The organism is Pseudomonas sp. Larv2_ips, from assembly GCF_963879675.1.
GTDB lineage: Bacteria > Pseudomonadota > Gammaproteobacteria > Pseudomonadales > Pseudomonadaceae > Aquipseudomonas.
In genome coordinates this window covers 16,932-39,252 of record NZ_CAWOAW010000001.1, presented here as the reverse complement: position 1 = coordinate 39,252, position 22,321 = coordinate 16,932, and the positions used below count along the sequence as shown (strand labels likewise).

The window sequence follows — 22,321 nt, the reverse complement described above, 5'->3', positions numbered from 1 at the left end:
CAGAGTTACCCTGTGGTCTCAGACAGAAACGAGCAGCCTAATTATGGGGCTGCTGCGCAGCCCAACGCGGGGCAAGCCCGCTCGCCACAGCGTACGTCCGGGCCAAAAATTATCAGCGGCTGATCTTCAGCCCCTTGCGCCCCGCATGTCGCTCCAGCGCCAACTCAATCAAGCGGCTTACCAACTCGCTGTAGCTCATGCCTGCCGCCTGCCACAGCTTGGGGTACATGCTGATGCGGGTGAAGCCGGGCAGTGAGTTGATTTCGTTGATCAGCACTTCGCCGTCGTCGGTGAGGAACACGTCGACTCGCGCCAACCCGGCGCAGCCCAGTAGCTCAAACGCTTCAATGGCGAGTTGGCGAATACGCTCACTGGCCTCAAGGCTGATATCAGCCGGCACCACCACTTGGGCGGCCTGGGCGTCGATGTATTTGCTGTCGTAGGAATAGAAACCGCTGCCCACTACGATCTCGCCGCAACCGCTGGCGACAGGGTTGTCGTTGCCCAGCACTGCGCATTCAATTTCACGCCCCTGGACAGCGGACTCCACCAACACTTTTTCATCGAAGCCCAAGGCCAGTTCGACCGCGGCATGGTACTCGGCCTCGTTGGTGACTTTACTTACGCCCACCGAGGAACCCTGGTTGGCGGGTTTGACGAACATCGGCAAGCCAAGCTTGTTCACTGCTGTATCAAAAGCGCTACTCGCCGCGTTGCGACGCGTCAGGGTGATGAACGGGGTAACGGCAATACCGGCATCGCGCAGCAAGCGTTTGCTGATGTCCTTGTCCATGCACACCGCCGAGCCCAGCACGTCGGAGCCCACGAAAGGCAGGTCCGCCATGCGCAGCAGGCCTTGCAGGCAGCCGTCTTCGCCAAGGGTGCCGTGGACGATAGGGAAGATCACATCGATGTGTTCCAGCAGGCTTTGCCCGGAAGTTTCCACCACTTGCTGGCTGGTCTTGCCCGGCACCACCGCCAGTTCGCGGTTGGACTGGTTGAGAGCGATCAGGGCCGGGTTTTCCTGGTTGATCAGGAAGTTCGAGGTTTCGTTCAGGTGCCAGTGGCCGGCCTTGTCGATGCCGATCAGAACCGGCTCGAAGCGCGAGCGGTCCAGTGCATCGACGATGTTGCGCGCCGACTGCAGCGAGACCTCGTGCTCGGCCGAACGGCCACCAAAAATAATACCTACCCGCACCTTGCTCATGACTCGGCCTCACTGTTGAAAGTAAGGCTTCTTACCATGAGCGGTCAGCGATTCGCTACCAGATGTGCGCCGAACAACAGGTAGCACCCACCGGCAAACCGGTCGAGCCACTTGCGTGAACGGCTGTAGAGATTGGCCATGCGCTCGCTGGAAAACACCAGGGCTACGCTGGTGTACCAACTGAATGACAAGGTGGCCATGGTAATCACCGCCAGGGCCAACAATGTCGGCGACGGTGAAGGCGGCATGGTCGAAGCGAAGGCCGTGGCGACGAACAGCGCGGCCTTGGGGTTGGACAAGTTGCCCAGCAGACCGAAGCGCCAGGCGGAGAACAGCGAGCGCGTGGGTTCGTCGGGCAACACTGTCTGGCTCGCGGTTGGCGCCGAACGCTTGAACAGTTTCAGCCCCAGGTAGATCAGGTAGCAGCCACCGATGATCTTGAATGCCAGATAGAGCATGGGCGCCGCAGTGAACAGCGACTTGATGCCCAAACCGCCCGCCAGCCCCCAGATCACCGTGCCCGTGGCCACTCCGGCAGACGCCACCACGCCATGCCGACGCGAACAGCTCGCCGCCAGTTGGGCAGTATTGAAGAAGTTCGGCCCCGGCGTCACCACCGCGACGGTCCAAAGCAGCCCCAGCGACAACAACGGCGCGACATACGGCAGATCGGAGAACAGCATGGGGCGATCCCTCTTGGTAATGGTTAAACCTATTCGCCCGCAGGTTCAGGCGTGTGCACCAGCAGGTCGCCAGGCTGGCAGTCCAGGTAGGCACAGATTGCATCCAGCGTACCCAGCCGTATGCCCTTGACCTTACCTTGTTTGAGCAACGACAGGTTCTGTTCGGTAATCCCGATGGCGGCTGCCAGGTCTTTGGATTTGACCTTGCGCCGGGCAAGCATAACGTCCAGTTCAATCACAATGGGCATTTCGATCTCAAACAAAAGTGCGGTTTTCAGAATCCACTTCGCTGGCCTGCCACAGGATACGCGCGATTACTGCGATACAGGCAGCGAGAAACAACGCGACGAAGCTCGGCGGGGTCAGACTCAAGGTGAAAAATCGCTGGCCCAACGGCTCGTTCATCGAGACCCAAAGGCCCAGCAACGGCTCGCATAAAAAGTCCAGCAGTACCCACAATGCAACGGCGCGACCGACTTTGCCCAGGTGCTGCGCCGCCGCGCTGGAGAAATACTCGCCCCGCGCGTAGTTGCGAAACAGCTGGCGCAGATGGTTCAAGCCCGACACCAAGGCCACCAGCGGGATGCTGGAAAGAACAATCCCGCCGAGTTTTTGCCACCACGGGAGCAGCGCGATTTGCACGCCGCTGTCCTGAATCCGGTCACTCAAGGAAAAGCTGAGGCCCAGGCCATCGGCGGAAGAACCCAGCACCGGAAACAGCCAGACGCCAGTGTTGAGCACCAGCATGACGACAATCAGCAAGAGCGTCAGCAGCGACATGCGCTGGCTGAGTTGAGCCAGACGTTGGGTATTCATAAGCAACCTCGACCAATGAGTGAGGTCGCAAAAATAATAGATTAATTATCGTAAAACAATCATTTATTAACCCAGATCAACATTTACGCCGGCGAGTACCTCCTCTCAAGCACGCACAATCGTTCAAGACCTCGACAGACACGGCACGCCAGACTGGGTTAACGTGTTTCCCACCTCTATTTGTGACAAGTCACCATGGGCCAACCCACTTCCACCCTCGATTGGTTGCACCGCGCCCCACACGCCAGCGGCCTGGACCGTATCGAAGCGTATTTTGCCGGCTTTGCATTCGACCCGCATCGCCATGACACCTACGCCATCGGGCGCACCTTGTTTGGCGTGCAGAGCTACCACTACCGCGGCTGCATGACCCACAGCCTGCCGGGCACGACCATGGTGATTCACCCCGATGAATCCCACGACGGCCGCGCCAGCAGTGTGGAAGGCTTCAAGTACCGCATGATTTATGTGGAGCCGGCGCTGATCCAGCAGATTCTCGGCGGCCGGCCGTTGCCGTTTATCCACAACGGCTTGTCGACTGACCCACGGCTGTTCCGCGCCAGCGAGGTGTTGCTGCAAAGCCTGGACTGCCCGATTGACCCGATGCAGGAACAGGACGCGCTGTACGACCTGGCGCAAGCCCTGAGCGCGGCCTCGGGGGTGATCATCAGCCGTAAATCCTTCGATTACGTCGCCGCCGAGCGCGCGCGGGAATTTATCCACAGCGCCTTGGGCCGCAGCATCACCCTGGATGAAATGGCCGACCATTGCGGCCGTGATCGCTGGGCGCTGTCGCGGGATTTTCGCTTGTTGTTCGGCACCAGTCCCTATCGGTACCTGACCATGCGACGGTTGGACCTGGTGCGCGGCTTGCTGGCCCAGGGCCAATCGCTGGTGGACGCGGCGCTGACCGCCGGTTTCACCGACCAGAGCCATATGACTCGACAGTTTCGCAGCACCTACGGCATGCCGCCGTCGCGCTGGGTGAAGATGCTCGGGCGCTGATGTGAAACGCATTCAAAATGTGGGAGCGGGCTTGCTCGCGAAAGCGCAGTGTCAGTCGACTTATGAGTGACTGACCCACCGCCTTCGCCAGCAAGCCCACTCCCACATGGGTTCTATGTTGATTCCACTATCGCATTCGGCTCGGGCGCTTGCGTTTTGAGCCGCAACGCCAACACCGCGCCGACCAAGGCAATTGCCGCGCTCCACCACAGCGCCAGCTCGATCCCGCCCGCATTCGCCACCGACACCAGCACCGCCAGGCCCAACGCCCCGCCGATCTGCTGGCTGGTAGACGCCATCCCCGCCGCCACGCCCTGCTCCCCAGGCCGAATACCCAGCCCCGCCGCCACCCACATCGCTGTCCAGGTCATGCCCTGCCCGATGCTCAAAATGAAGATGCCCGGCAACAGTGACCAAAACCCTACGCCCGTCGGCAACGCCCAACACACCAGTGCAATGCCCACCGCGCCCGCCAGTTGCCCGCTGACCAAAGTGTTGCGCAACCCCAGCCTGGCCAGCGAACGCTCTGCCAACCAGATGCCGAACGTGCACACCAGGGTAGCCGGTAAAAACGCCAAACCGGCCTGCAATACGCTGTAGCCATAGACCTGCTGGTAATACAGCGCCAGGAAGTAGTACTGCACGCCAAAACTGCTCATGAACACCGCCGTGAGCACCATCGCCATGCGCAGTTCGCGGTAGGCAAACAAACGCAGCGGCATCAGCGGATCGCTGCCGCAGTGCTCGATCCACGCGAACAACCCAAGCAACGCCAGCGCCAAGGCGATGCAGCCCAGCGTCTGCGGCGCCGACCAGCCCCACTCGGGGCCTTGCACCAGCGCGAATACCAGCAACGTGCCGCCGACGGTCACCGTCAAGGCGCCGACGATGTCGAATTTGCGCCCACGTACACGCTCGCCATCGGCTGGAATCCAGTAACGCGCCGCCCACGCGCAGCCGCCCGCCAACGGCACATTCACCAGAAACACCGCCTCCCATCCCCACACCTGAGTCAGCACGCCGCCCAGTAATGCGCCGAGTGCCAGCCCCGCTGCCGAGGCTGCACTCCACACCGCAAACGCCCGATTGCGTGCAGGGCCTTCGGCATAGTGCGTGTTGATCAACGCCAACGTGGCCGGGAACAACAATGCCCCGCCCACGCCTTGCACCGCCCGCGCCAGCACCAGCAACACCGCGCTGCCGCCGAGCACCGCCGCCAGGGACGCCAGCGCATACAGCGACTGGCCCACCCGGTAAAAACGGCGCTTGCCAAGCAAGTCCGTCGCCCTGCCACCCAGCAACAGAAAGCCACCAAACGCCACGCTGTAGGCGCTCACCACCCATTGCAATTGCTGCGCGGAAAAATCCAGGTGCGCGCCAATCTGCGGCAGGGCGACAAACACAATGGTGGCATCCAGGGCGATGATCAGTTGTGCGGTGGCCAGCAATAAAAGCATCCAGCCAGAGGGTCGAGAGGGAGACATCACAGCGTCCAGTCCGAAAATAAGAGGTGCCAGTTTCTTTCATGCCCGACAGATGATAAATAGCGCCATCACTCTTTCAGTAATGACTTTAATCATGGATCTGAACGCTGTTCGACTCTTGGTCCGCGTGGCCGAAACCCGCAGCTTTACCCGCGCGGCCGGTGAATTGGGGCTGACGCAGTCTGGGCTGTCCCGCGCCATCTCGCGCCTGGAAAACCAACTGGGTGTGCGCTTGCTGCAGCGCAACACGCGCAGCGTCAGCCTTACGCCCGACGGTCAGATGCTGTACGAGCGCAGCGCGCCGTTACTGGCAGAACTGGCTGAAACCGAAAAGCTGATGCTCGACCGACGCAGCAGCCCGTCCGGCCTGTTGAAAATCAGCACACCGTCGTTGTTCGGTCGCAAGGTGGTGATGCCGGTGATCGGCGAACTGACATTGCGCTATCCCCAATTGCGCATCGAAGCGGTGATGACTGACCGGCTGGTGGATATCGTCGACGAAGGTTTCGACGCCCTGTTGCGCACGGGCGAGATCCAGGATCAACGCCTGATCGCCCGTGCCCTGCCGCCGTTGCGCTGGGTCACGGTGGCCTCGCCGGCTTATCTGGCGCGTTGCGGCACGCCGCAAACGGTGGACGAACTCAAGGACCACAGCTGCCTCACTGTGCGTAACTTGCGCAACGGGCGCATGGTGGATTGGCAGTTCATGAGCGAGGGCAAAGTGCAGGACGTGAGCGTCGAGGGGCGGCTTATTTTCGACAGCGGCGATGCGCTGGTAGACGGCGCGGTGGGGGGGTTCGGCATCGCCCAGGTGATGGATTTTGCGGTGCGCGAGGCCATGGCCGCCGGGCGCCTGGTGCCGTTGCTGGAAGACGTGGCCGGGCGCAGTCGCGCGATCTCACTGGTCTATCCGCCGTCCCGGCAGTATTCGCCCAAGCTGATGGCGTTCGCCCAGGCACTGGCAAACGCCCGCTGGTAAGCCTACAACTGGCGCCCGACCACCGGCTCGCCGATGCTCAGGAAATTTCCGCCCGCGATATGGTGCAAGGTGCGCAATTCGTCATGGCCTTCGAAATGCCAGTGCCCGTCGCTGAACACGCGCGCGTCGGCATAGGCCGCGACGACTTCGCCGAGGAATAAATCGTAGGTCTGTTGGTGATGAGGCTCGGGCAGCAGGCGGCATTCCAGCCACGCTACGCAACCTTCCAGCAGCGGCGCTTCGGTGTGTTCACCGCTGAATGTCTGCAAGCCATAGGTGGCGAATTTGTCGGTGTCTGCGCCCGTGGTGTTGCCGACCGTCTGCACCAGATCGGCCTGGGCCACGCAAGGCACCTGCAGCACAAAGGTGCCGGCGGCTTCCAGCAGCTGGCGGGTCCAGGTGGCCTTGTCGAGCACCACGGCGACCTTCGGCGGTTCGAAATCAAGCGGCATGGCCCAGGCAGCGGCCATGATATTGCGCTTGCCATCGTGGGTCGCGCTCACCAATACGGTCGGCCCGTGATTGAGCAAACGGTAGGCCTTGGACAAAGGTACGGGACGACGGTGGGTAGGGCTCATGGAGGGACGGCTCTTCAAGCAGGAAAAAACCTACGATACCTCAAGCACAAGCCCTGCGGGTCAGCTCGACAGCTGATTGGCAAACTGCCCGACCGCGCTCACCACTTTTTGTGCACCGTCCTGGATTTCCACAATCACCGTGCCCGCCTCGGCCGCCAGGGCCAAGCCTTGTTCGGCCTGCAAACGGCCCTCGTTCATCAAGGACACCGCATCGCGGGCCATGTCCTGGTTCTGACGAACCACGCCGACGATCTCCTCGGTGGCCTTGCTGGTGCGCGAGGCCAACTGACGCACTTCATCGGCCACCACCGCAAAGCCACGGCCCTGCTCGCCGGCCCGCGCCGCTTCGATGGCCGCGTTGAGCGCCAGCAAGTTGGTTTGCTCAGCGATGCCGCTGATGGTCTTGACGATGGTGCCGATCACTTGGGACTGGGCGTTCAGCGCCTCGATGCCATCACCGGCCTGCTGCATGTGCCTGGCCAGATCACGCATGACATCCACCGCCTGCGTCACGACAGTGGTGCCGCGCTGGGCACTGTTGTCGGTTTGCAGCGAAGTGCTGTAGGCGATGTTTGCGGCTTCGGCCACGGCCTGTTCCTGGTTGACCTGGTCGGTGATCACCGTGGCGAACTTGACCACTTTGTAAAGGCGGTCATTGGCATCCAGCACCGGGTTGTAGGTCGCCTCCAGCCACACCACACGGCCATGGCTGTCGACCCGTTTGAAGCGCGCCGCCACAAACTCACCGGCGTTCAAACGTTTCCAGAAATGCTGGTACTCGGCGCTGTTGTATTCCTCCGGTTCGCAGAACATACGGTGATGTTTGCCCTGGATCTGCGCCAGGCTGTAGCCCATGCCACCGAGGAACCGGTCGTTCGCGGTCAGCACATGGCCGCCGAGGTCGAACTCGATCACTGCAGTGGAACGCACCAGCGCGGTGATCAGGTTCTCATGCTCGCGCGACCCCTCGATGGTGCGGGTGAGGTCGCTGGAGTAAATCGAAAAATGCTTGATGCGCCCGTCAGAACTGCGCACCGGTTGCAGGATCGAGCGCAACCATGCCTCTTTGCCGTTGCCGCGCATCAGGCGCACGGTGCCGGCGAAGTGTTCGCCGCGCACCAGGGCATTGCGAAAGCGCTGCTGGAATTCGTCCTGGCGCAGGTGCGTGGGCACCAGCTCGTCTATGTGCCGCCCCACTATGTTGGAGGCCTGGTACGACAGCTCTTGCAGGAAGTTGGCATTCGCCCACTCCACCCGGCCTTCGGCGTCCAGCGTCAGGCACAGCATTTCGCTTTCCAGGCTCTCCTTGACCTGTTGCAAGCTGGACAACTCTTCGCGAAGAGCCGACAGCTCCTGCTTCAAACGGGTGTTGAACATGGGGCACCGATGGTCATTGGGGAGATGGATCTGACCTGCATCGGCGCTGACGAGGTTTTCTGAAGCGCTTTTTTGTGGCGTGCCCAACTGTTTTTTTGGATCCATTAACTGCCGTTGTTTCGGCAAACACCCATCACCTTGTATTCCACCGTATTGAGCTTGCCGCTGGAGTCTTCATAGGTCATGCGTGAAGGCACGGCATTGCACGAACTGATCGGCGGCGTAACGTTGACGACCTTGGCAATATCCAGCGCCATGCCATAGCGATACGCCTGCACCTGGGGTGCTGGCTGGCCGTTTTTTTGCGCGTAAGCCGCCATGGCTTTTTGATTACGCTCCATCATCAGCGCAAACGTGCGGTCGCCTCCGCCTTCGGCCATCGCACTCAGTGACAGGACTGCAGCTACTACACCCAAGCCAATTTTATAAAATGTCATTACAGGTTCCTCGGTTGATAAGTTCAGTCACGAGACTAATCAACCAACCCTGTCGCCATGTTCACCAAAACATTACTTATCTGTTAGATCGCGGTGAGCTTCCAGAATTGTAATGTTCGCGCCACCTGACCGTTATCCACTGTTTGCAACTATCAGCCCGGGCCAGATCAATAAAAACGCCCCTACCTATAAGAAGCTGAAAACTGCCAACACCCAGGAGCGAAACATGAGCATTGCTTACTACACCCTTCCCTTTTCATTGATTGCCGCACTGCCTCTGGCAGCCGTGGCGGTGGAAGACACGCCCGATGGTTTTATCCAAGGCAGCAGCGTAACCGTGCTGGCGCGCAACTTTTACTTCAATCGCGATGACCGCAAGGGCCAGTCCAGCCCGACCGGCAATGGGTATTCCCAAGCCTGGGCGCAGGGTCTGATCGGCAAATTCGAATCCGGCTTTACTCAAGGCACCGTAGGCTTTGGCCTGGATGCGTTTGCCATGTACGGCCTGAAACTCGACTCGGGCACCGGTCGCAGCGGCGGCAAGGGTTCGTTCGGCGTGCTGCCGGTGGACAGCGACAATCACCCCGAAGGCAGCTACAGCAAAGTCGGCGGCGCGGCGAAATGGCGCGTGCTGGACACGGTTACCAAGGCCGGCGATGTGTTCCCGCTCACGCCGGTGGTGGCCTACGGCGATTCGCGGTTGTTGCCGGAAAGCTTTCGCGGCGTCACCGCGCAGAACACCAGCCTTGAGGGCTTGAGCCTGCAAGGCGGACGCCTGAGCGGCATGAGCCAGCCAAGCGAAAGCGGGATGAACAAGGGCTTTGCGACCTTCTACGCGGGCAAGGTCGACTCACCCTGGATCGGCTATTTCGGGGGGGAGTACGCCGTCAACAAACACCTGAACGTGAGCCTCTACAGCAGCCGCCTGAAGGACGCCTGGGACCAGTACTACGTCGGCAGTGCCGCCAGTTACCCACTGACCGACGACGTGTCGTTATTCGGCGATTTCAACTATTACAAGGCCGTGGACGAAGGCAAACAGCTGCTGGGCAAATTCGACAACACCATCTGGAGTGCCAGGCTCGGGGTAAAGGTCGGCGCTCACAGCGTGGCCCTCTCGCACCAGCGCAACAACGGCGATGACGACTTCGATTACCTGCGCCAATCGGACTCGATTTTTCTCAATAACTCGATCCAGTACAGCGACTTCAATTCGCCCAAGGAGCGTTCGTGGATGGCCCGTTACGACCTCGACATGCAGGCGTTCGGTATACCTGGCCTGTCGTTCATGACCCGTTATGCCAAAGGCACCGGCGCCGATTACAGCCACGCCAACGCGGTGTACATGCGCCGTGATGCATCCAGCAACCCGCTGACAGATCAACGCCGCTGGGAAAGGGATGTCGAGGCCGAGTACGTGGTGCAAAGCGGCAGCCTGAAAGATTTGTCATTGCGCTTGCGCCAGGCCACCGTGCGCTCCAGTGCGTTTGAGTCAGACCTGGAAGAAATTCGCCTGATTGCGCAATACCCATTGGTCGCACTTTGAACAATCGCCCAGTCGAGTGCTTACATTCGTTCGCGCTTGACTAACATCTGTTCACAAATTGCTATCTATCAAAACTGTAACATTGGCCCCAGCTTCCCGTTAAGTTGAACTTCCTATACTCGCTTCAACGTGTCAGCACCGAGCAACATTCGTCTCTGAAGCTTTTTTTAGCTCCTTTGGAAAGAGATGATTTTTTTAACGCCCCTCTGGGGCGTTTTTTTTGCGCGCAGGCTTAGTCGCGACCCATTGCCGCAGTTGACCCTGAAGCTGCTTCACACTTCAGAATTTTCCTACTCACAACACACCCGATTCCATAGGGAAATGGAACCCTTCTCTTTCAGTAAAAGGTAAATCCCCATGCGTATCCTTGTGGTTGAGGACGAGCAAAAAACCGCTGACTACCTGCAGCAAGGCCTGAATGAAAGTGGCTACGTCGTGGACTGCGCGTCCAATGGCATTGATGGCCTGCACCTGGCTGAGCAGCACGCCTATGAGTTGGTGATTCTTGACGTCAACCTGCCGGGCAAGGATGGCTGGGAAGTGCTGGAGCAATTGCGCCGCAACGGCACCCAGCGCGTGATGATGCTGACCGCCCGCGGGCGGCTGGCCGACAAGATCAAGGGCCTGGACATGGGCGCCGATGATTACCTGGTCAAACCCTTCGAGTTTCCCGAATTGCTGGCGCGGGTACGCACCCTGCTGCGGCGCAGCGAGCACATCCCACAGCCGGAAGTGTTCAGCGTGTCGGACCTGGAACTGGACCCCCGCCGCCATCGCGCGTACCGCGGCACACGGCGCATTGACTTGACCACCAAGGAGTTCGCACTGCTGCAGGTGCTGATGCGCCAGACCGGTGAAGTGCTGACGCGCACGCAGATCATTTCGCTGGTGTGGGACATGAATTTCGACTGTGACACCAACGTCGTGGAAGTCTCCATCAGCCGCCTGCGGGCCAAGGTGGACGATCAGAGCGAGGTCAAGCTGATCCACACCATTCGCGGCGTGGGTTACGTGCTGGAAGCACGGCCATGAAAACCGGCAGTCTGTCGATGCGCCTGGGGTTGACGGTCAGCCTCATGGGCGCGGGCCTGGTGCTGTTGCTGGCGACGTTGGCGTATCTCGCCCTGACCCACGAACTGGAAAAACTGGCGCGCAAAGGCCTGGAAAGCAAGATGGAACAGATCCAGCACAGCCTGTCTCAAGGCCTCGACGCCCACGCCATCCGGGCGCGCCCGCATTCGCTGATGGACCTGGTGATCGGCCATGATAATTTTTACCTCACTATCGTCGGCACCGCGCCCGATGAAACAGTGCTGCTGAGCATCGGTGCCAAGCCTCAGGAGCCGCTGCTGACAAACTTCACACCGCGAGAAACGCTCGGCTACCTCAATTGGGCCGACAGCAATGGCAACCAGGTGCTCAGCGCCTCCAGCCTGATGCGCCTGGCCAGCGGCGAACGCGTACGCGTGCTGTTGTCGCTGGACCGCATGGACGATCAGGCGCTGCTCAGTGCCTACCTGCGCGCCACAGTGATCGCCTTGCCCATGTTGTTGATGCTGATCGGCATGGGCGCCTGGTGGCTGGTGCAGCGCGGGCTTGCGCCGTTGAAGCAGTTCAGCCATGTGGCGGCCAAAGTCACCACTCAGGACCTGACCCATCGCTTGTCCGTCGACAACCTGCCCAAGGAGCTGGGCGAGTTGGCGCAAGGCTTCAATGTGATGCTCAACCGCCTGGACGCCGGGGTGCAGCAACTGTCGCAATTCTCCGACGACCTTGCTCACGAATTGCGTGCACCGCTGACCAACCTGATGGGCAAAGCCCAGCTCACGTTGTCGCGCCAACGCCCACCGGACGAATACAAAGCAGTGCTGGAATCCAACACCGAAGAGCTGGAGCGCCTGGCCCGCATCGTTTCCGACATGTTGTTCCTGGCCCAGGTCAGCCACCCGGCAGCGCGTGCTTCGTTTACCGCAGTATCGCTGGCGGACGAAGCTCATCGGGTCATGGATTTATTCGCCCTGAGTGCCGAAGACAAACAACTGGCCCTGACCCTCAGCGGCGAAGCCCAGGTGCACGGCGATCGCCTGATGATTCAACGCGCGCTCTCCAACCTGCTGTCCAATGCGATCCGCCATAGCCCAGCGGGCGCGCATATCTCGTTGCGAGTGGAGGCTTACGGCAACAGCGTGTCGTTGTCTGTGAGCAACCCAGGCCCGGGGATTGAAGCGCACCACCTGCCGCACCTGTTCGAACGGTTCTACCGTGTCGACAGCAGCCGCGCGCGCACCGAGGGCGGCACCGGCCTGGGACTGGCCATCGTGCGATCGATCATGACCCTGCACCAGGGGCAAACCGACGTGCGCAGTTCGCCCGGCGCTTTCACCGTGTTTCGCCTGGTGTTTCCTCAGGTATGAGCCCCTCAAGGCTGAGCGTGCTTGTTGTGGCGAGCGGGCTTGCCCCGCGTTGGGCTGCGCAGCAGACCCCATCAGGCCCACCTCGGTATCCCTGATATACCGCGGCGAAAGATTTGGGGCGGCTTCGCCACCCAACGCGGGGCAAGCCCGCTCGCCACAACATGCCCGCTCGCCACAGTAAGCGGGCTCACCACAGAGAGCCCGCTCACCCCACCCGCATCATTCCTCCTTGCGGTGCGCCCACTGATACAACGCCGGCAACACCAGCAAGGTCAGCAACGTAGAAGAAATAATCCCGCCGATCACCACCGTCGCCAGCGGGCGCTGTACTTCGGCGCCGGTGCCGGTGGCCAAGGCCATGGGGATAAACCCCAGGGATGCCACCAGCGCAGTCATCAACACCGGGCGTAAACGTGTGAGCGCCCCTTCATGGATCGCCACCGACAGTGGACGCCCTTCCTCACGCAGGTTGCGGATGAAGGCAATCATCACCAGCCCGTTAAGCACCGCCACCCCCGACAACGCAATAAACCCCACCCCCGCCGAGATCGACAACGGAATATCGCGCAGCCACAGCGCCATGATCCCACCGGTCAACGCGAACGGAATCCCGGTAAACACCAGCAAGCCATCCTTGAGGTTGTTGAACATCATGAACAACAGCCCGAACACCAGCAGCAACGCCACCGGCACCACGATACGCAAGCGCTCGGAGGCCTCCTTGAGCTGTTCGAACTGGCCGCCCCAGGTGGTCCAGTAACCCGCCGGGACCTTCACCTGTGTGCTGATGGCAGACTCGGCCTCTTCGACGAACGAACCGATATCACGCCCGCGCACATTGGCGCTGACAATCACCAGGCGCTTGCCGTTCTCACGGCTGATCTGGTTCGGGCCCAGCACCAGGTCCAGGCTGGCGACCTGGGACAAGGCAATAAAACCCAACTGGCCCGAGGCGTTGCTGGCCAGCGCCGGCACCGGGATCAACAGCCGCGACAAGCCCTCGATATCGGTGCGCAGCGCATCGGATAAACGCACGACCATGTCGAAGCGGCGGTCACCCTCGTACAGCGTGCCGGCCTGGCGCCCACCCACGGCGACGGCGATGGTGTCCTGCACGTCGCCCACGTTCAGGCCAAACCGCGCGGCCTTGTCGCGATCAATATTGATGGTCAGCACCGGCAGGCCAGCGGTCTGCTCCACCTTCACTTCCGAGGCGCCATCAAGCGTCTGCAAGGTCTCGGCGATTTCTGCGGCGGTCTTGTTGAGCACTGCCATGTCGTCGCCAAACACCTTCACCGCCACGTCACTGCGCACCCCGGAAATCAACTCGTTGAAGCGCAACTGGATCGGCTGCGACAGCTCATACGCACTGCCCGGCACAATCGCACTGGCGCGCTGGATATCTTCGATCAGCGCCTCGCGGGATTTGGCTGGATCAGGCCACTGGCCCTTGGGCTTGAGCATCACATAGCTGTCGGAAATATTTGGCGGCATCGGGTCGGAAGCGATTTCCGCGGTACCGGTGCGCGCAAAGACTCGCTCGATTTCCGGCACCTGGGCCATCAAGGTTTTTTCCAGCTGCTGCTGCATCTGCACCGATTGCGTGAGGCTGGTGCCGGGTACGCGCAGGGCCTGTTGAGCGAAGTCGCCTTCACTGAGGCTGGGGATAAATTCGCTGCCCATGCGGCTGGCCACCACGCCCGAAGCGACGATGGTCAGCACCGCCAGGCCGAACACCAGCGGGCGGCGCGTCATGACCCAATCCAGCACCGGCGCATACGCCCGACGCGCCGTGCGCATCACCAGGTTTTCCTCTTCCCTGACCTTGCCGGTGACAAACAGCGCAATCGCGGCCGGCACAAAGGTCACCGACAGAATCATCGCACCGAGCAAAGCGATGACCACAGTGAACGCCATGGGGTGGAACATCTTCCCGGCCACCCCGGTGAGGGCGAAGATCGGCAGGTACACCACCATGATGATCAGTTGCCCGAAGATCAGTGCGCGCCGCGCTTGCTTGGCCGCAGCGAACACTTCGTGCAGGCGCTCGCTGCGGGTCAGCAAGCGGCCATGGCGCTGCTGCGCATGGGCCAGCCGGCGAATGGCGTTTTCGACGATCACCACCGCGCCGTCGACAATAATCCCGAAGTCCAGCGCGCCAAGGCTCATCAGGTTGGCACTGACTTTGTTGGTAAACATGCCGGTAAAGGTGAACAGCATCGCCAGCGGAATCACCATCGCGGTGATCAACGCCGCGCGGATATTGCCCAGGAACAGAAACAGCACCGCGACCACCAGCAGCGCACCTTCGAAGAGGTTTTTCTTCACCGTGGCGATGGCTTTTTCGACCAGGTTGGTGCGGTCATAAACGGTCACGGCAACCACGCCCTGGGGCAGCGAACGGTTGATCTCTTCGAGTTTTTTCGCCACCGCCTGGGACACGGTGCGGCTGTTTTCACCGATCAGCATGAACACCGTGCCCAGCACCACTTCACGGCCATTTTCGGTGGCGGCGCCGGTGCGCAGCTCACGGCCGATGTCGACTTGTGCCACATTGCGCACGCGGATCGGCGTGCCGTCCGACGTGGTGATCACGATGTTGGCAATGTCATCGATCGACGCCACTTGCCCCGGTGCGCGAATCAACAGCTGCTCGCCGCTGCGCTCGATGTAACCGGCGCCAACGTTGGCATTGTTGCGCTCAAGCGCGGTGACCAAATCGGTCAGCGTCAAGTTGTAGGCCGCCAAGCGTTTTGGGTCCGGCGCGATCTGGTATTCCTTGGCAAAGCCGCCGATGGTGTTGATCTCCGCCACACCCGGCACGTTGCGCAGCTGTGGCTTGATGATCCAGTCCTGGATGACGCGCAGGTCGGTCGGCGAGTAAGGCGTGCCATCTTCCTTGAGCGCGCCGTCTTCGGCTTCGACGGTCCACAGGAAAATCTCCCCGAGGCCAGTGGAAATCGGCCCCATCGCGGTTTCGATGCCGGTGGGCAATTGCTCGCGGGCCACCTGCAGGCGCTCGTTGACCAATTGGCGGGCGAAGAACAGGTCAGTGCCGTCTTTGAAGATCACCGTGACCTGGGACAGGCCGGAGCGCGACAGCGAACGCGTCTGCTGCAAACCCGGCAGGCCGGCCATGGCGGTTTCGATGGGAAAGGTAATGCGCTGCTCGGTTTCCAACGGCGAGAAGCCGGCCGCCGCCGAGTTGATCTGCACCTGCACATTGGTGATGTCGGGCACCGCGTCGATGGGCAACTTCTGATAACTGGCGATGCCGACACCGGCCATCAACAGCACCGCCAGCAGCACGATGATGCGCTGCTCGATGGCAAATTGGATAAGGCGCTCAAACATGGGGAATCACTCGCAGGATCAATGGGCGTGCTCGGCCGAGCCTTTACCCAGTTCGGACTTGAGGATGAAGCTGCCTTCGGTCGCCACTTGCGCACCGGCTTCCAGGCCTTGGCGCACTTCGACGTAGCCGTTTTCACTCACGCCCAGTTCGAGGTGGCGGGTGATGAAACCGTCCGCCGTGCGCACGAATACCGAGGGTTTTTCCTCGACTGTCTGGATGGCGGTTTGCGGCACGGTGACCTTGGCCTGGTAGGTGTCGGTGGCCAGTTGCACAGTCACAAACAACCCTGGGCGCCAGGCATCGTCGGGGTTGGGCACAGTCACGCGCACGGTAGCGGTGCGCGTCTGCTCGCCGAGCAGGTTGCCGACGTAGGCCACGGTGCCTTGAACGTCGGTGCCCATTTCCGTGGAGCTGACCTTCACCGGTTTACCGACGCGCACCTTGTTCAGGTCCTTGGGAAACACGCCGAACGTGACCCACACCTGGGACAAATCCGAGAGCGTGAAGGCGTTGCTGGTTTCGCCTACCACTTCGCCCACGCCCAGGTGTTTTTCCACCACCACACCGGCGAATGGCGCGCGCAGCTCGTAGCGATTACCGCCGGCCAGTACGGCGCTGCCGCTGAGCGCCGTCATCTTCTGACGCGCGTTGTTCAGCGCGATTTCCGCTTCCTGCAAGGTCTGGCGCGCCAGCAGGTAATCCTGCTCAGCGGAGATTTCGTCCTTCCACAGCTGGCGCTCACGCTCAAAGGTGGTACGCGCCAGCTCGACGCGTCGCTCGCTGGCGGCCAACTCGCTGCGCTGGTCGGAAATCTGCTGGCTGGCGATCACGGCCAACACCTCGCCCTTTTTCACCGACTGGCCAAGGTTGACCTTTACCGCCTCCACCACACCGGCCGCACGCGGCACGATGTGCGAGGTACGGTCCTCGTCAAAACGCACTTCTCCCGGCAGCGTCAGCAGCGTGCTGATCGCCCGCGGTTGGGCTTGGGCGAGCTGAATACCGGCCGCCTGGATCTGTTGCTCGGTGAGTTCGAGTGTGCCTTCCTCCTCCTCGGCCTGTGCAAAACCAGACAGCATCAGGCTCAGGGCGACGGCGAGCGCCACACCGTGTTTAGGCTTCATAAAAGACTCCAGAAAAGATCAAAACCGGGCGAGGTCGCCGTAAATCCGTTCGATGCGCACCCAGGCGTCGGTCGCCTGAGCGGTCGCCACCAGGTATTGGGTGCGGGCTGCGATCAAGGTGCGCTGGGCGTCGAGCACGTCGAGGAAGTTGAACTTGCCCATCTCGAAGCCACGGGTGGCGTTGTCCACCGCGCTCTGGGCGGCGGGCAGGATGTGTTGGTTGAATGCGCGCACTTCGGTATCGGCGGTTTGCCACAGGTCCAGGGCCTGGCGGGTTTCGGTGCGCAGGCGCAGTTCGACCGCGTTACGCAAGTCGCGGGCCTGATCGGCACGGCGGCTGGCAGCGAGCACATTGCCCTGGTTGCGGTTGAACAGCGGGATCGGCATCGACACGCCCACCAGGTTCACGCGTTCGCGCACGCTGGCGTCGTACTGGCTGCCGATGGACACATCGAGGTCGGGAATCCGCTGGGCCTTTTCCAGGCCCACGCTCGCTTCGCTTTGAATAATGTGCAGGTCGGCCAGGCGCAGTTCGGTGGTTTGCTCAAGCCGCGCGAGCAATTGCGCGGCGGCCGGCAAGGGAGGAGCGGATTGGCTTTGCGCGGCCACGGCCTCAAAGTCAGGCGTGGCGCTGCCGGTGCTGGCGGCCAGGCGCCGATAGGCATCGCTGAGGCCGATTTGCGCGCGGTTCAATTCCAGGCGGATCTGCGACACCTGCACCTGCGCGCGCGTGGTTTCCACCGGCGATGATTTGCCGGCGGTGACGCGACCTTTGGCGACCACGAGGCCACGCTCGGCCAGGGCCATCGAGCGTTGCGCCAAGTCGAGGCGCTGCTGCGCACGCAAAGCACTGTAGTAACTGTCGATCACGTCGGCGCGCAGGCCATTGCGACGCTGCTCCAGGGTCAGCGCCGCGGCGTCCTGGGCGCGCGTCGCGACGTCAATGCGCGCGCCACGTTTGCCGCCCAGTTCCAGGGTCTGGCTGAGTTTGAGGGTGGTTGTGCGCGTGCTGCGGCGAGTGTCTTCGGCATCCCAGGAAGCCACCGGGTTGGGGATCAAGCCGGCCTGCTGGCGACCGCCCTGGGCAATGTCGATTTCCCATTGCGCAGCGGCCAGGTCAGGGTTGTTGGCGAAGGCGGCTTGCAGGGCTGCATCCAGAGAGAGGGTTTGCGCCTGGGCAGCGCCTGCGGCCACCCACAACGCTGCTGCCCCCAAAAGTGTTCTAACGGAAAGTGCCATAACGAAAGTTCCACGCCCATGAAGTCGCTGAGATTTCCCAGCGGGGGGCAATGTAGCTTTCGGTACTTATCAGGGCCGTGGGCGAAACATTACAAATCCGTTAGCCGGGCTCAGGCATGCACCTCGTCATGCTCGTCGTGCACAAAACCTTCGCCTTCCACCTGAATCGTGGCGTGGGAAATATCGAATTGTTCGTGCAGCAATTCCGTCACCTGACTAAGGATTTTTTGCTCCGTGTTCAGCGCAGCATCCGCCACCAAGTGCGTGCTCAGCACATTCTTGCCGCTGGTCAGGGCCCAGATATGCAGGTCGTGCACGTCCTTGACCCCCGGCACACCGCGAATGGCCTGCTCGACCTGATCGATATCGATGCCGTCCGGCACGCCCTGCAGCAGCACGTTCATGCTTTCCTTGAGCAGCGTCCAGGTGCGCGGCAACACCCAGAAACCAATCGCCGCCGCCACCACCGAGTCAACCCAGCCCCAGCCGGTGAACATGATCACCACCGCCGCGATCATCACGCCGATGGAACCGAGCATGTCGCTCCAGACCTCCAGATATGCGCCCTTCACATTCAGGCTTTCACCGCTGGCGGCACTCAGCAGTTTCATCGAGATCAGGTTGACGATCAGCCCCAAAAACGCAATCACCAGCATGCCGGTTGACTGGATCTCAGCCGGTGCCTGCAGCCGTTGATAGGCCTCATACAGAATGTAAAATGCCACGCCAAACAACAGCAGCGCATTGAACGCCGCCGCGAGGATCTCGAAACGCGCGTAGCCAAAGGTGCGCTTGCGGTCGGCCGCGCGCTTGGCGACCTGGATGGCCACCAGAGAAATCGCCAGCGCCAGGGCGTCGGTCATCATGTGCGCGGCGTCGGACAGCAGCGCCAGGCTGCCGGTGATAAACGCGCCGATCACCTCAGCAATCATGAAGCTGCTGGTCAGCCCCAGGGCGATCCATAGAAGACGCTCGTGGCCGGCACGTACCTGGCCGTGGTTATGTCCTGCGCTCATGAAAATTCCTCGATAAGTGGGGTTCGTTGATCATAGAGCTATAGGCCAGATGCCCGCGCAGGGGTTGCAAATTTGTCATCTGCGCGACAGTTCGTCGTTATATCGCGCGCACCAAAATCGCACATGGACGCTCTGCAACAGTTCTATCAGGTATGCTTTTCGAGCAGGAAACAAAAAGAAACAAATTAGCCAACCTGTTCGATAAGGAGTCCCGTTTTGGAGTTATCGACTGCCGCGTGGATGGTTCACGACACCCGTCTCATGCTCTGCGTTCTGCTGGCCATCGCCAGCATCATTGTGTTGATCAGCGCGACCAAGCTGCCGCCATTTTTATCGATTCTGATCGGTACGTTTATCGCCGGCGTCGGCGCGGGGTTGCCGCCGGAAGAAGTCGCCAAGGCCTTCAGCAAAGGCGCCGGGGCGATCCTCGGTGAGGCCGGTATCATCATTGCTCTGGGTTCGATGCTCGGTGCGTTAATGGCCGAATCCGGCGCCGCCGACCGTATCGCTACCACCTTGCTCGGGCTGGGCAAAGGCAAGTCGTTGCCTTGGGTGATGGCATTGGTGGCGATGGTGATTGGCTTGCCGCTGTTCTTCGAAGTCGGGCTGGTGATGATGGTGCCGATCATCTTTGTAATGGCCAAACGTTCGAATCAGCCACTGCTGAAAATCGCCATTCCGGCGCTGGCGGGCATGACCACCTTGCACGCCCTGATGCCACCGCACCCGGGGCCGCTGATTGCGGTGAGCGCATTGCACGCCGACTTGGGCCTGACCATGTTGCTGGGCTTCTGCCTGGCGGTGCCAGCAGTGATTCTCGCGGGCCCGCTGTATGGCAACTGGCTGTCCAAGCGCATGCAGGTGGATGAACCGGCCGACATCGGCGCGCTGTTCAGCGCACCGCCCAAGGCACCGCGCCAGCCGAGTTTCGGGGTGTCGTTGCTGATCATTTTGTTGCCGGTGATTTTGATGCTCGGCAGCACCTTGGCCAAAGTTGCGATGGCGCCGGAAAACCCGCTGGCACTGACCTTGAAGTTTCTCGGTGAACCGCTGATCGCCCTCGGCCTGGCTGTCATCGCCGCCGTGATCTGCCTGGGTTGGGCCGCCGGCATGCCACGCGCCGAGGTCGGCAACACGCTGCGCAAAGCCCTCGCGCCCATCGCCGTGTTGCTGTTGACCATCGGCGCCGGCGGCGGCCTCAAGCAAACGTTGCTGGATGCCGGCGTCAGCCAGACCATCAGTAAAGTCGCCGAAGGCGCGCACATGCCGTATCTGCTGCTGGCCTGGTTGATTGCCGTGGCCCTGCGCCAGGCCACTGGTTCGGCGACCGTCGCCACGACAACCACGGCGGGCATTCTCGCGCCGATGATGGCGGGTTTGGCGGCGACACAGAGTTCACTGGTGGCGCTGGCGATTGGTGCCGGCTCGGTGTTCTTCTGTCACGTCAACGACGCCGGGTTCTGGATGGTGCGCGAGTACTTTGGCTTGCAATTGAAGCAGACGATCTGGGTGTGGTCGGTGCTGCAAACCATCGTTTCCGTGGTGGGGCTGGTCGGCACGCTGTTGCTCTGGCACTTCCTGACCTGAGCCTCAGGTAACCAAGGTGTGGCGCTTGCCAAACAGCGCCACACTCGCCACCCCGACCGCGCCCATCACCACGCAATAGCCCACGCAAATCCACGGGCGCGTGGGCATCAGCGCGATCAGCAACAACGGCGTGGTACTCGCCCACAACGCGTAGGCAATGTTGTAGGTGAAGGAAATCCCCGAGACTCGCACATGCGCCGGAAACAGGCCGACCATCACCGACGGCACCGCGCCCACCACGCCACAACTCAAGCCCGCCACGGCGTACGCCGCGCCCAGCCACACGCCGCCGTTGATAAGGCTCGCGTACAGCAGCGCAATCCCCACTGGCAGCAACAGGCTGTAGACCAGCACCGCGCGCCAGGCGCCGATGCGGTCCACCAGCAGGCCGGCGAGGACGCAGCCGATATTCAGAAAAACAATACCCAGCGCGCTCAAGGCGAAGGTGTGGCTGGGGCTCATGCCGAAGGTTTTTTGCATCAGGGTCGGGGTGATGACGACCAGCACCACCACGGCCGAGGTGAGCACGCAGGTGAGGATCATGGCCGGCAGCAGCACGGCGCGATGGTCGCGCAGCACGGTGCGCAGCGGCAGTTCGGCGGCCGCCTGGCGGCGGGCCTGCATTTCGAGGAACACCGGAGTTTCACTGAGCCAGCGGCGCAGCCACACGCCGATCACGCCGAATACGCCACCGAGCAGGAACGGCAAGCGCCAGGCGTAATCGAGGATTTCGGCTGGGGTGAAGACTTGCGCCAGCAGCGTGGCAGTGAGTGCGCCCAGCAGGTAGCCGAAGGTCAGGCCGGCTTGTAGGAAACCCAGCGCGTAGCCGCGATGATGACGCGGTGCGTGCTCGGCAACGAAGGTCCAGGCGCTGGGTACTTCGCCGCCCACTGCGGCGCCTTGCAGCACGCGCAGCACCAGCAGGATCAGCGGGGCGAAATAGCCGATTTGCGCGTAGGTCGGCATGATCCCGATCAGCAGGCACGGCAACGCCATCATCAGGATGCTCAGGCTGAACACGCGCTTGCGCCCCAGGTGGTCAGCAAAGTGCGCCATCAGGATGCCGCCCAGCGGGCGCGCCAGGTAGCCGGTCACGAAGATGCCGAAGCTTTGCAGCAGGCGCAGCCACTCGGGCATTTCGGGCGGGAAAAACAGTTGGCTGAGGGTCAGCGCAAAGAATACGAAGATGATGAAATCGTAGATTTCCAGGGCGCCACCAAGGGCGGCCAGGCCCAGGGTTTTGTAGTCGGAGCGGGAAAAACGCTGCGCCTGTGGGGAAAAGGTGGCAGTCATGTGCAAGCTCGGCAGACAAACAAAATGGCGTGCAGGTTATGAGTTGAGTCCGGTGATGGCAATCGCGACGGATATATTTGTTTTACTCATGGATCGATGAAGATAACTGCATTCCCATATCAATGGCCGTAGCGGAACATGCCGTAAAACTGCCAACACCATAATAAATACAAGAGGAATG

At 61.3% G+C, this 22,321-nt stretch carries 18 protein-coding genes and 2 pseudogenes; 6 read left to right on the top strand and 14 right to left on the bottom strand.

The window, feature by feature from the left end; translation table 11 throughout:
• Positions 1-112 precede the first annotated feature (112 nt).
• The 4 genes from ddlA to AACV02_RS00150 are packed head-to-tail and all read right to left on the bottom strand — an operon-like array spanning position 113 to position 2,706.
• A complete protein-coding gene (gene ddlA, locus AACV02_RS00165) occupies positions 113-1,207 on the bottom strand; it encodes a D-alanine--D-alanine ligase (RefSeq protein ID WP_119736398.1) in 1,095 nt (364 codons plus the stop codon).
• 44 nt (positions 1,208-1,251) lie between these two features.
• Positions 1,252-1,890 (bottom strand): LysE family transporter, encoded by a 639-nt coding sequence (locus AACV02_RS00160; RefSeq protein WP_106578530.1) that lies wholly within the window; start codon positions 1,888-1,890, stop codon positions 1,252-1,254.
• 29 nt (positions 1,891-1,919) lie between these two features.
• Positions 1,920-2,138, bottom strand: coding sequence for a helix-turn-helix domain-containing protein (locus AACV02_RS00155; protein WP_106578529.1), 219 nt, complete (start codon positions 2,136-2,138; stop codon positions 1,920-1,922).
• A gap of 7 nt (positions 2,139-2,145) precedes the next feature.
• Positions 2,146-2,706, bottom strand: a complete 561-nt coding sequence (locus tag AACV02_RS00150; protein WP_106578528.1) for a DUF2975 domain-containing protein — start codon at positions 2,704-2,706, stop codon at positions 2,146-2,148.
• Positions 2,707-2,901: 195 nt separating this feature from the next.
• Here AACV02_RS00150 and AACV02_RS00145 point away from each other — a divergent pair, with 195 nt between their 5' ends.
• Positions 2,902-3,711 (top strand): AraC family transcriptional regulator, encoded by an 810-nt coding sequence (locus AACV02_RS00145; protein ID WP_106578527.1) that lies wholly within the window; start codon positions 2,902-2,904, stop codon positions 3,709-3,711.
• Positions 3,712-3,824: 113 nt separating this feature from the next.
• On the opposite strand, the gene AACV02_RS00140 is transcribed toward AACV02_RS00145, so the two are convergent.
• Positions 3,825-5,168, bottom strand: coding sequence for an MFS transporter (locus AACV02_RS00140; RefSeq protein WP_119736396.1), 1,344 nt, complete (start codon positions 5,166-5,168; stop codon positions 3,825-3,827).
• A gap of 121 nt (positions 5,169-5,289) precedes the next feature.
• Between AACV02_RS00140 and AACV02_RS00135 the strand changes: the two genes are divergently transcribed.
• The gene (locus tag AACV02_RS00135) at positions 5,290-6,174 is read left to right on the top strand and encodes a LysR family transcriptional regulator (protein ID WP_119736394.1); all 885 of its coding nucleotides are present in this window, start codon (positions 5,290-5,292) and stop codon (positions 6,172-6,174) included.
• Between the two features lie 2 nt (positions 6,175-6,176).
• On the opposite strand, the gene AACV02_RS00130 is transcribed toward AACV02_RS00135, so the two are convergent.
• The 4 genes and pseudogenes from AACV02_RS00130 to AACV02_RS00120 all read right to left on the bottom strand — a co-directional run bounded on the left by AACV02_RS00130 (position 6,177) and on the right by AACV02_RS00120 (position 8,566).
• A complete protein-coding gene (locus tag AACV02_RS00130; protein ID WP_119736392.1) occupies positions 6,177-6,752 on the bottom strand; it encodes a flavin reductase family protein in 576 nt (191 codons plus the stop codon).
• Between the two features lie 60 nt (positions 6,753-6,812).
• Positions 6,813-7,244 (bottom strand): annotated as a pseudogene (locus AACV02_RS30800) (methyl-accepting chemotaxis protein); the annotation flags it as partial.
• A gap of 108 nt (positions 7,245-7,352) precedes the next feature.
• A pseudogene (locus AACV02_RS30795) lies at positions 7,353-8,039 on the bottom strand (PAS domain-containing protein); the annotation flags it as partial.
• 194 nt (positions 8,040-8,233) lie between these two features.
• Positions 8,234-8,566, bottom strand: a complete 333-nt coding sequence (locus AACV02_RS00120; protein ID WP_119736389.1) for a DUF2790 domain-containing protein — start codon at positions 8,564-8,566, stop codon at positions 8,234-8,236.
• A 226-nt stretch (positions 8,567-8,792) separates the two neighbouring features.
• On the opposite strand from AACV02_RS00120, the gene AACV02_RS00115 reads away from it, so the two are divergent.
• The 3 genes from AACV02_RS00115 to AACV02_RS00105 all read left to right on the top strand — a co-directional run bounded on the left by AACV02_RS00115 (position 8,793) and on the right by AACV02_RS00105 (position 12,526).
• A complete protein-coding gene (locus tag AACV02_RS00115) occupies positions 8,793-10,112 on the top strand; it encodes an OprD family porin (RefSeq protein ID WP_119736645.1) in 1,320 nt (439 codons plus the stop codon).
• A 357-nt stretch (positions 10,113-10,469) separates the two neighbouring features.
• Positions 10,470-11,144, top strand: coding sequence for a response regulator transcription factor PcoR (locus tag AACV02_RS00110; RefSeq protein WP_119736387.1), 675 nt, complete (start codon positions 10,470-10,472; stop codon positions 11,142-11,144).
• Positions 11,141-12,526 carry a heavy metal sensor histidine kinase gene (locus tag AACV02_RS00105; RefSeq protein WP_119736385.1) on the top strand — a complete coding sequence of 462 codons (1,386 nt, stop codon included), beginning with the start codon at positions 11,141-11,143 and terminating at the stop codon, positions 12,524-12,526. The genes AACV02_RS00110 and AACV02_RS00105 overlap by 4 nt, the downstream gene beginning before the upstream one ends.
• 219 nt (positions 12,527-12,745) lie before the next feature.
• Here the strand turns inward: AACV02_RS00105 and AACV02_RS00100 are convergent, their stop codons facing one another.
• The 4 genes from AACV02_RS00100 to AACV02_RS00085 all read right to left on the bottom strand — a co-directional run bounded on the left by AACV02_RS00100 (position 12,746) and on the right by AACV02_RS00085 (position 19,260).
• On the bottom strand, positions 12,746-15,880 hold the full coding sequence (locus AACV02_RS00100) for a CusA/CzcA family heavy metal efflux RND transporter (RefSeq protein WP_119736382.1): 3,135 nt from the start codon (positions 15,878-15,880) through the stop codon (positions 12,746-12,748).
• Between the two features lie 18 nt (positions 15,881-15,898).
• Positions 15,899-17,005 carry an efflux RND transporter periplasmic adaptor subunit gene (locus AACV02_RS00095; protein ID WP_106578518.1) on the bottom strand — a complete coding sequence of 369 codons (1,107 nt, stop codon included), beginning with the start codon at positions 17,003-17,005 and terminating at the stop codon, positions 15,899-15,901.
• Positions 17,006-17,023: 18 nt separating this feature from the next.
• Positions 17,024-18,244 (bottom strand): TolC family protein, encoded by a 1,221-nt coding sequence (locus tag AACV02_RS00090; protein WP_119736380.1) that lies wholly within the window; start codon positions 18,242-18,244, stop codon positions 17,024-17,026.
• Positions 18,245-18,354: 110 nt separating this feature from the next.
• On the bottom strand, positions 18,355-19,260 hold the full coding sequence (locus AACV02_RS00085; RefSeq protein ID WP_106578516.1) for a cation diffusion facilitator family transporter: 906 nt from the start codon (positions 19,258-19,260) through the stop codon (positions 18,355-18,357).
• A gap of 216 nt (positions 19,261-19,476) precedes the next feature.
• Here AACV02_RS00085 and AACV02_RS00080 point away from each other — a divergent pair, with 216 nt between their 5' ends.
• The gene (locus AACV02_RS00080; RefSeq protein ID WP_119736378.1) at positions 19,477-20,847 is read left to right on the top strand and encodes a GntT/GntP/DsdX family permease; all 1,371 of its coding nucleotides are present in this window, start codon (positions 19,477-19,479) and stop codon (positions 20,845-20,847) included.
• 3 nt (positions 20,848-20,850) lie between these two features.
• Here AACV02_RS00080 and AACV02_RS00075 read toward each other — a convergent pair whose 3' ends face one another.
• Positions 20,851-22,140: an MFS transporter gene (locus AACV02_RS00075; protein ID WP_119736376.1), complete on the bottom strand. Its 1,290-nt coding sequence runs from the start codon at positions 22,138-22,140 to the stop codon at positions 20,851-20,853.
• Positions 22,141-22,321: the final 181 nt, after the last annotated feature.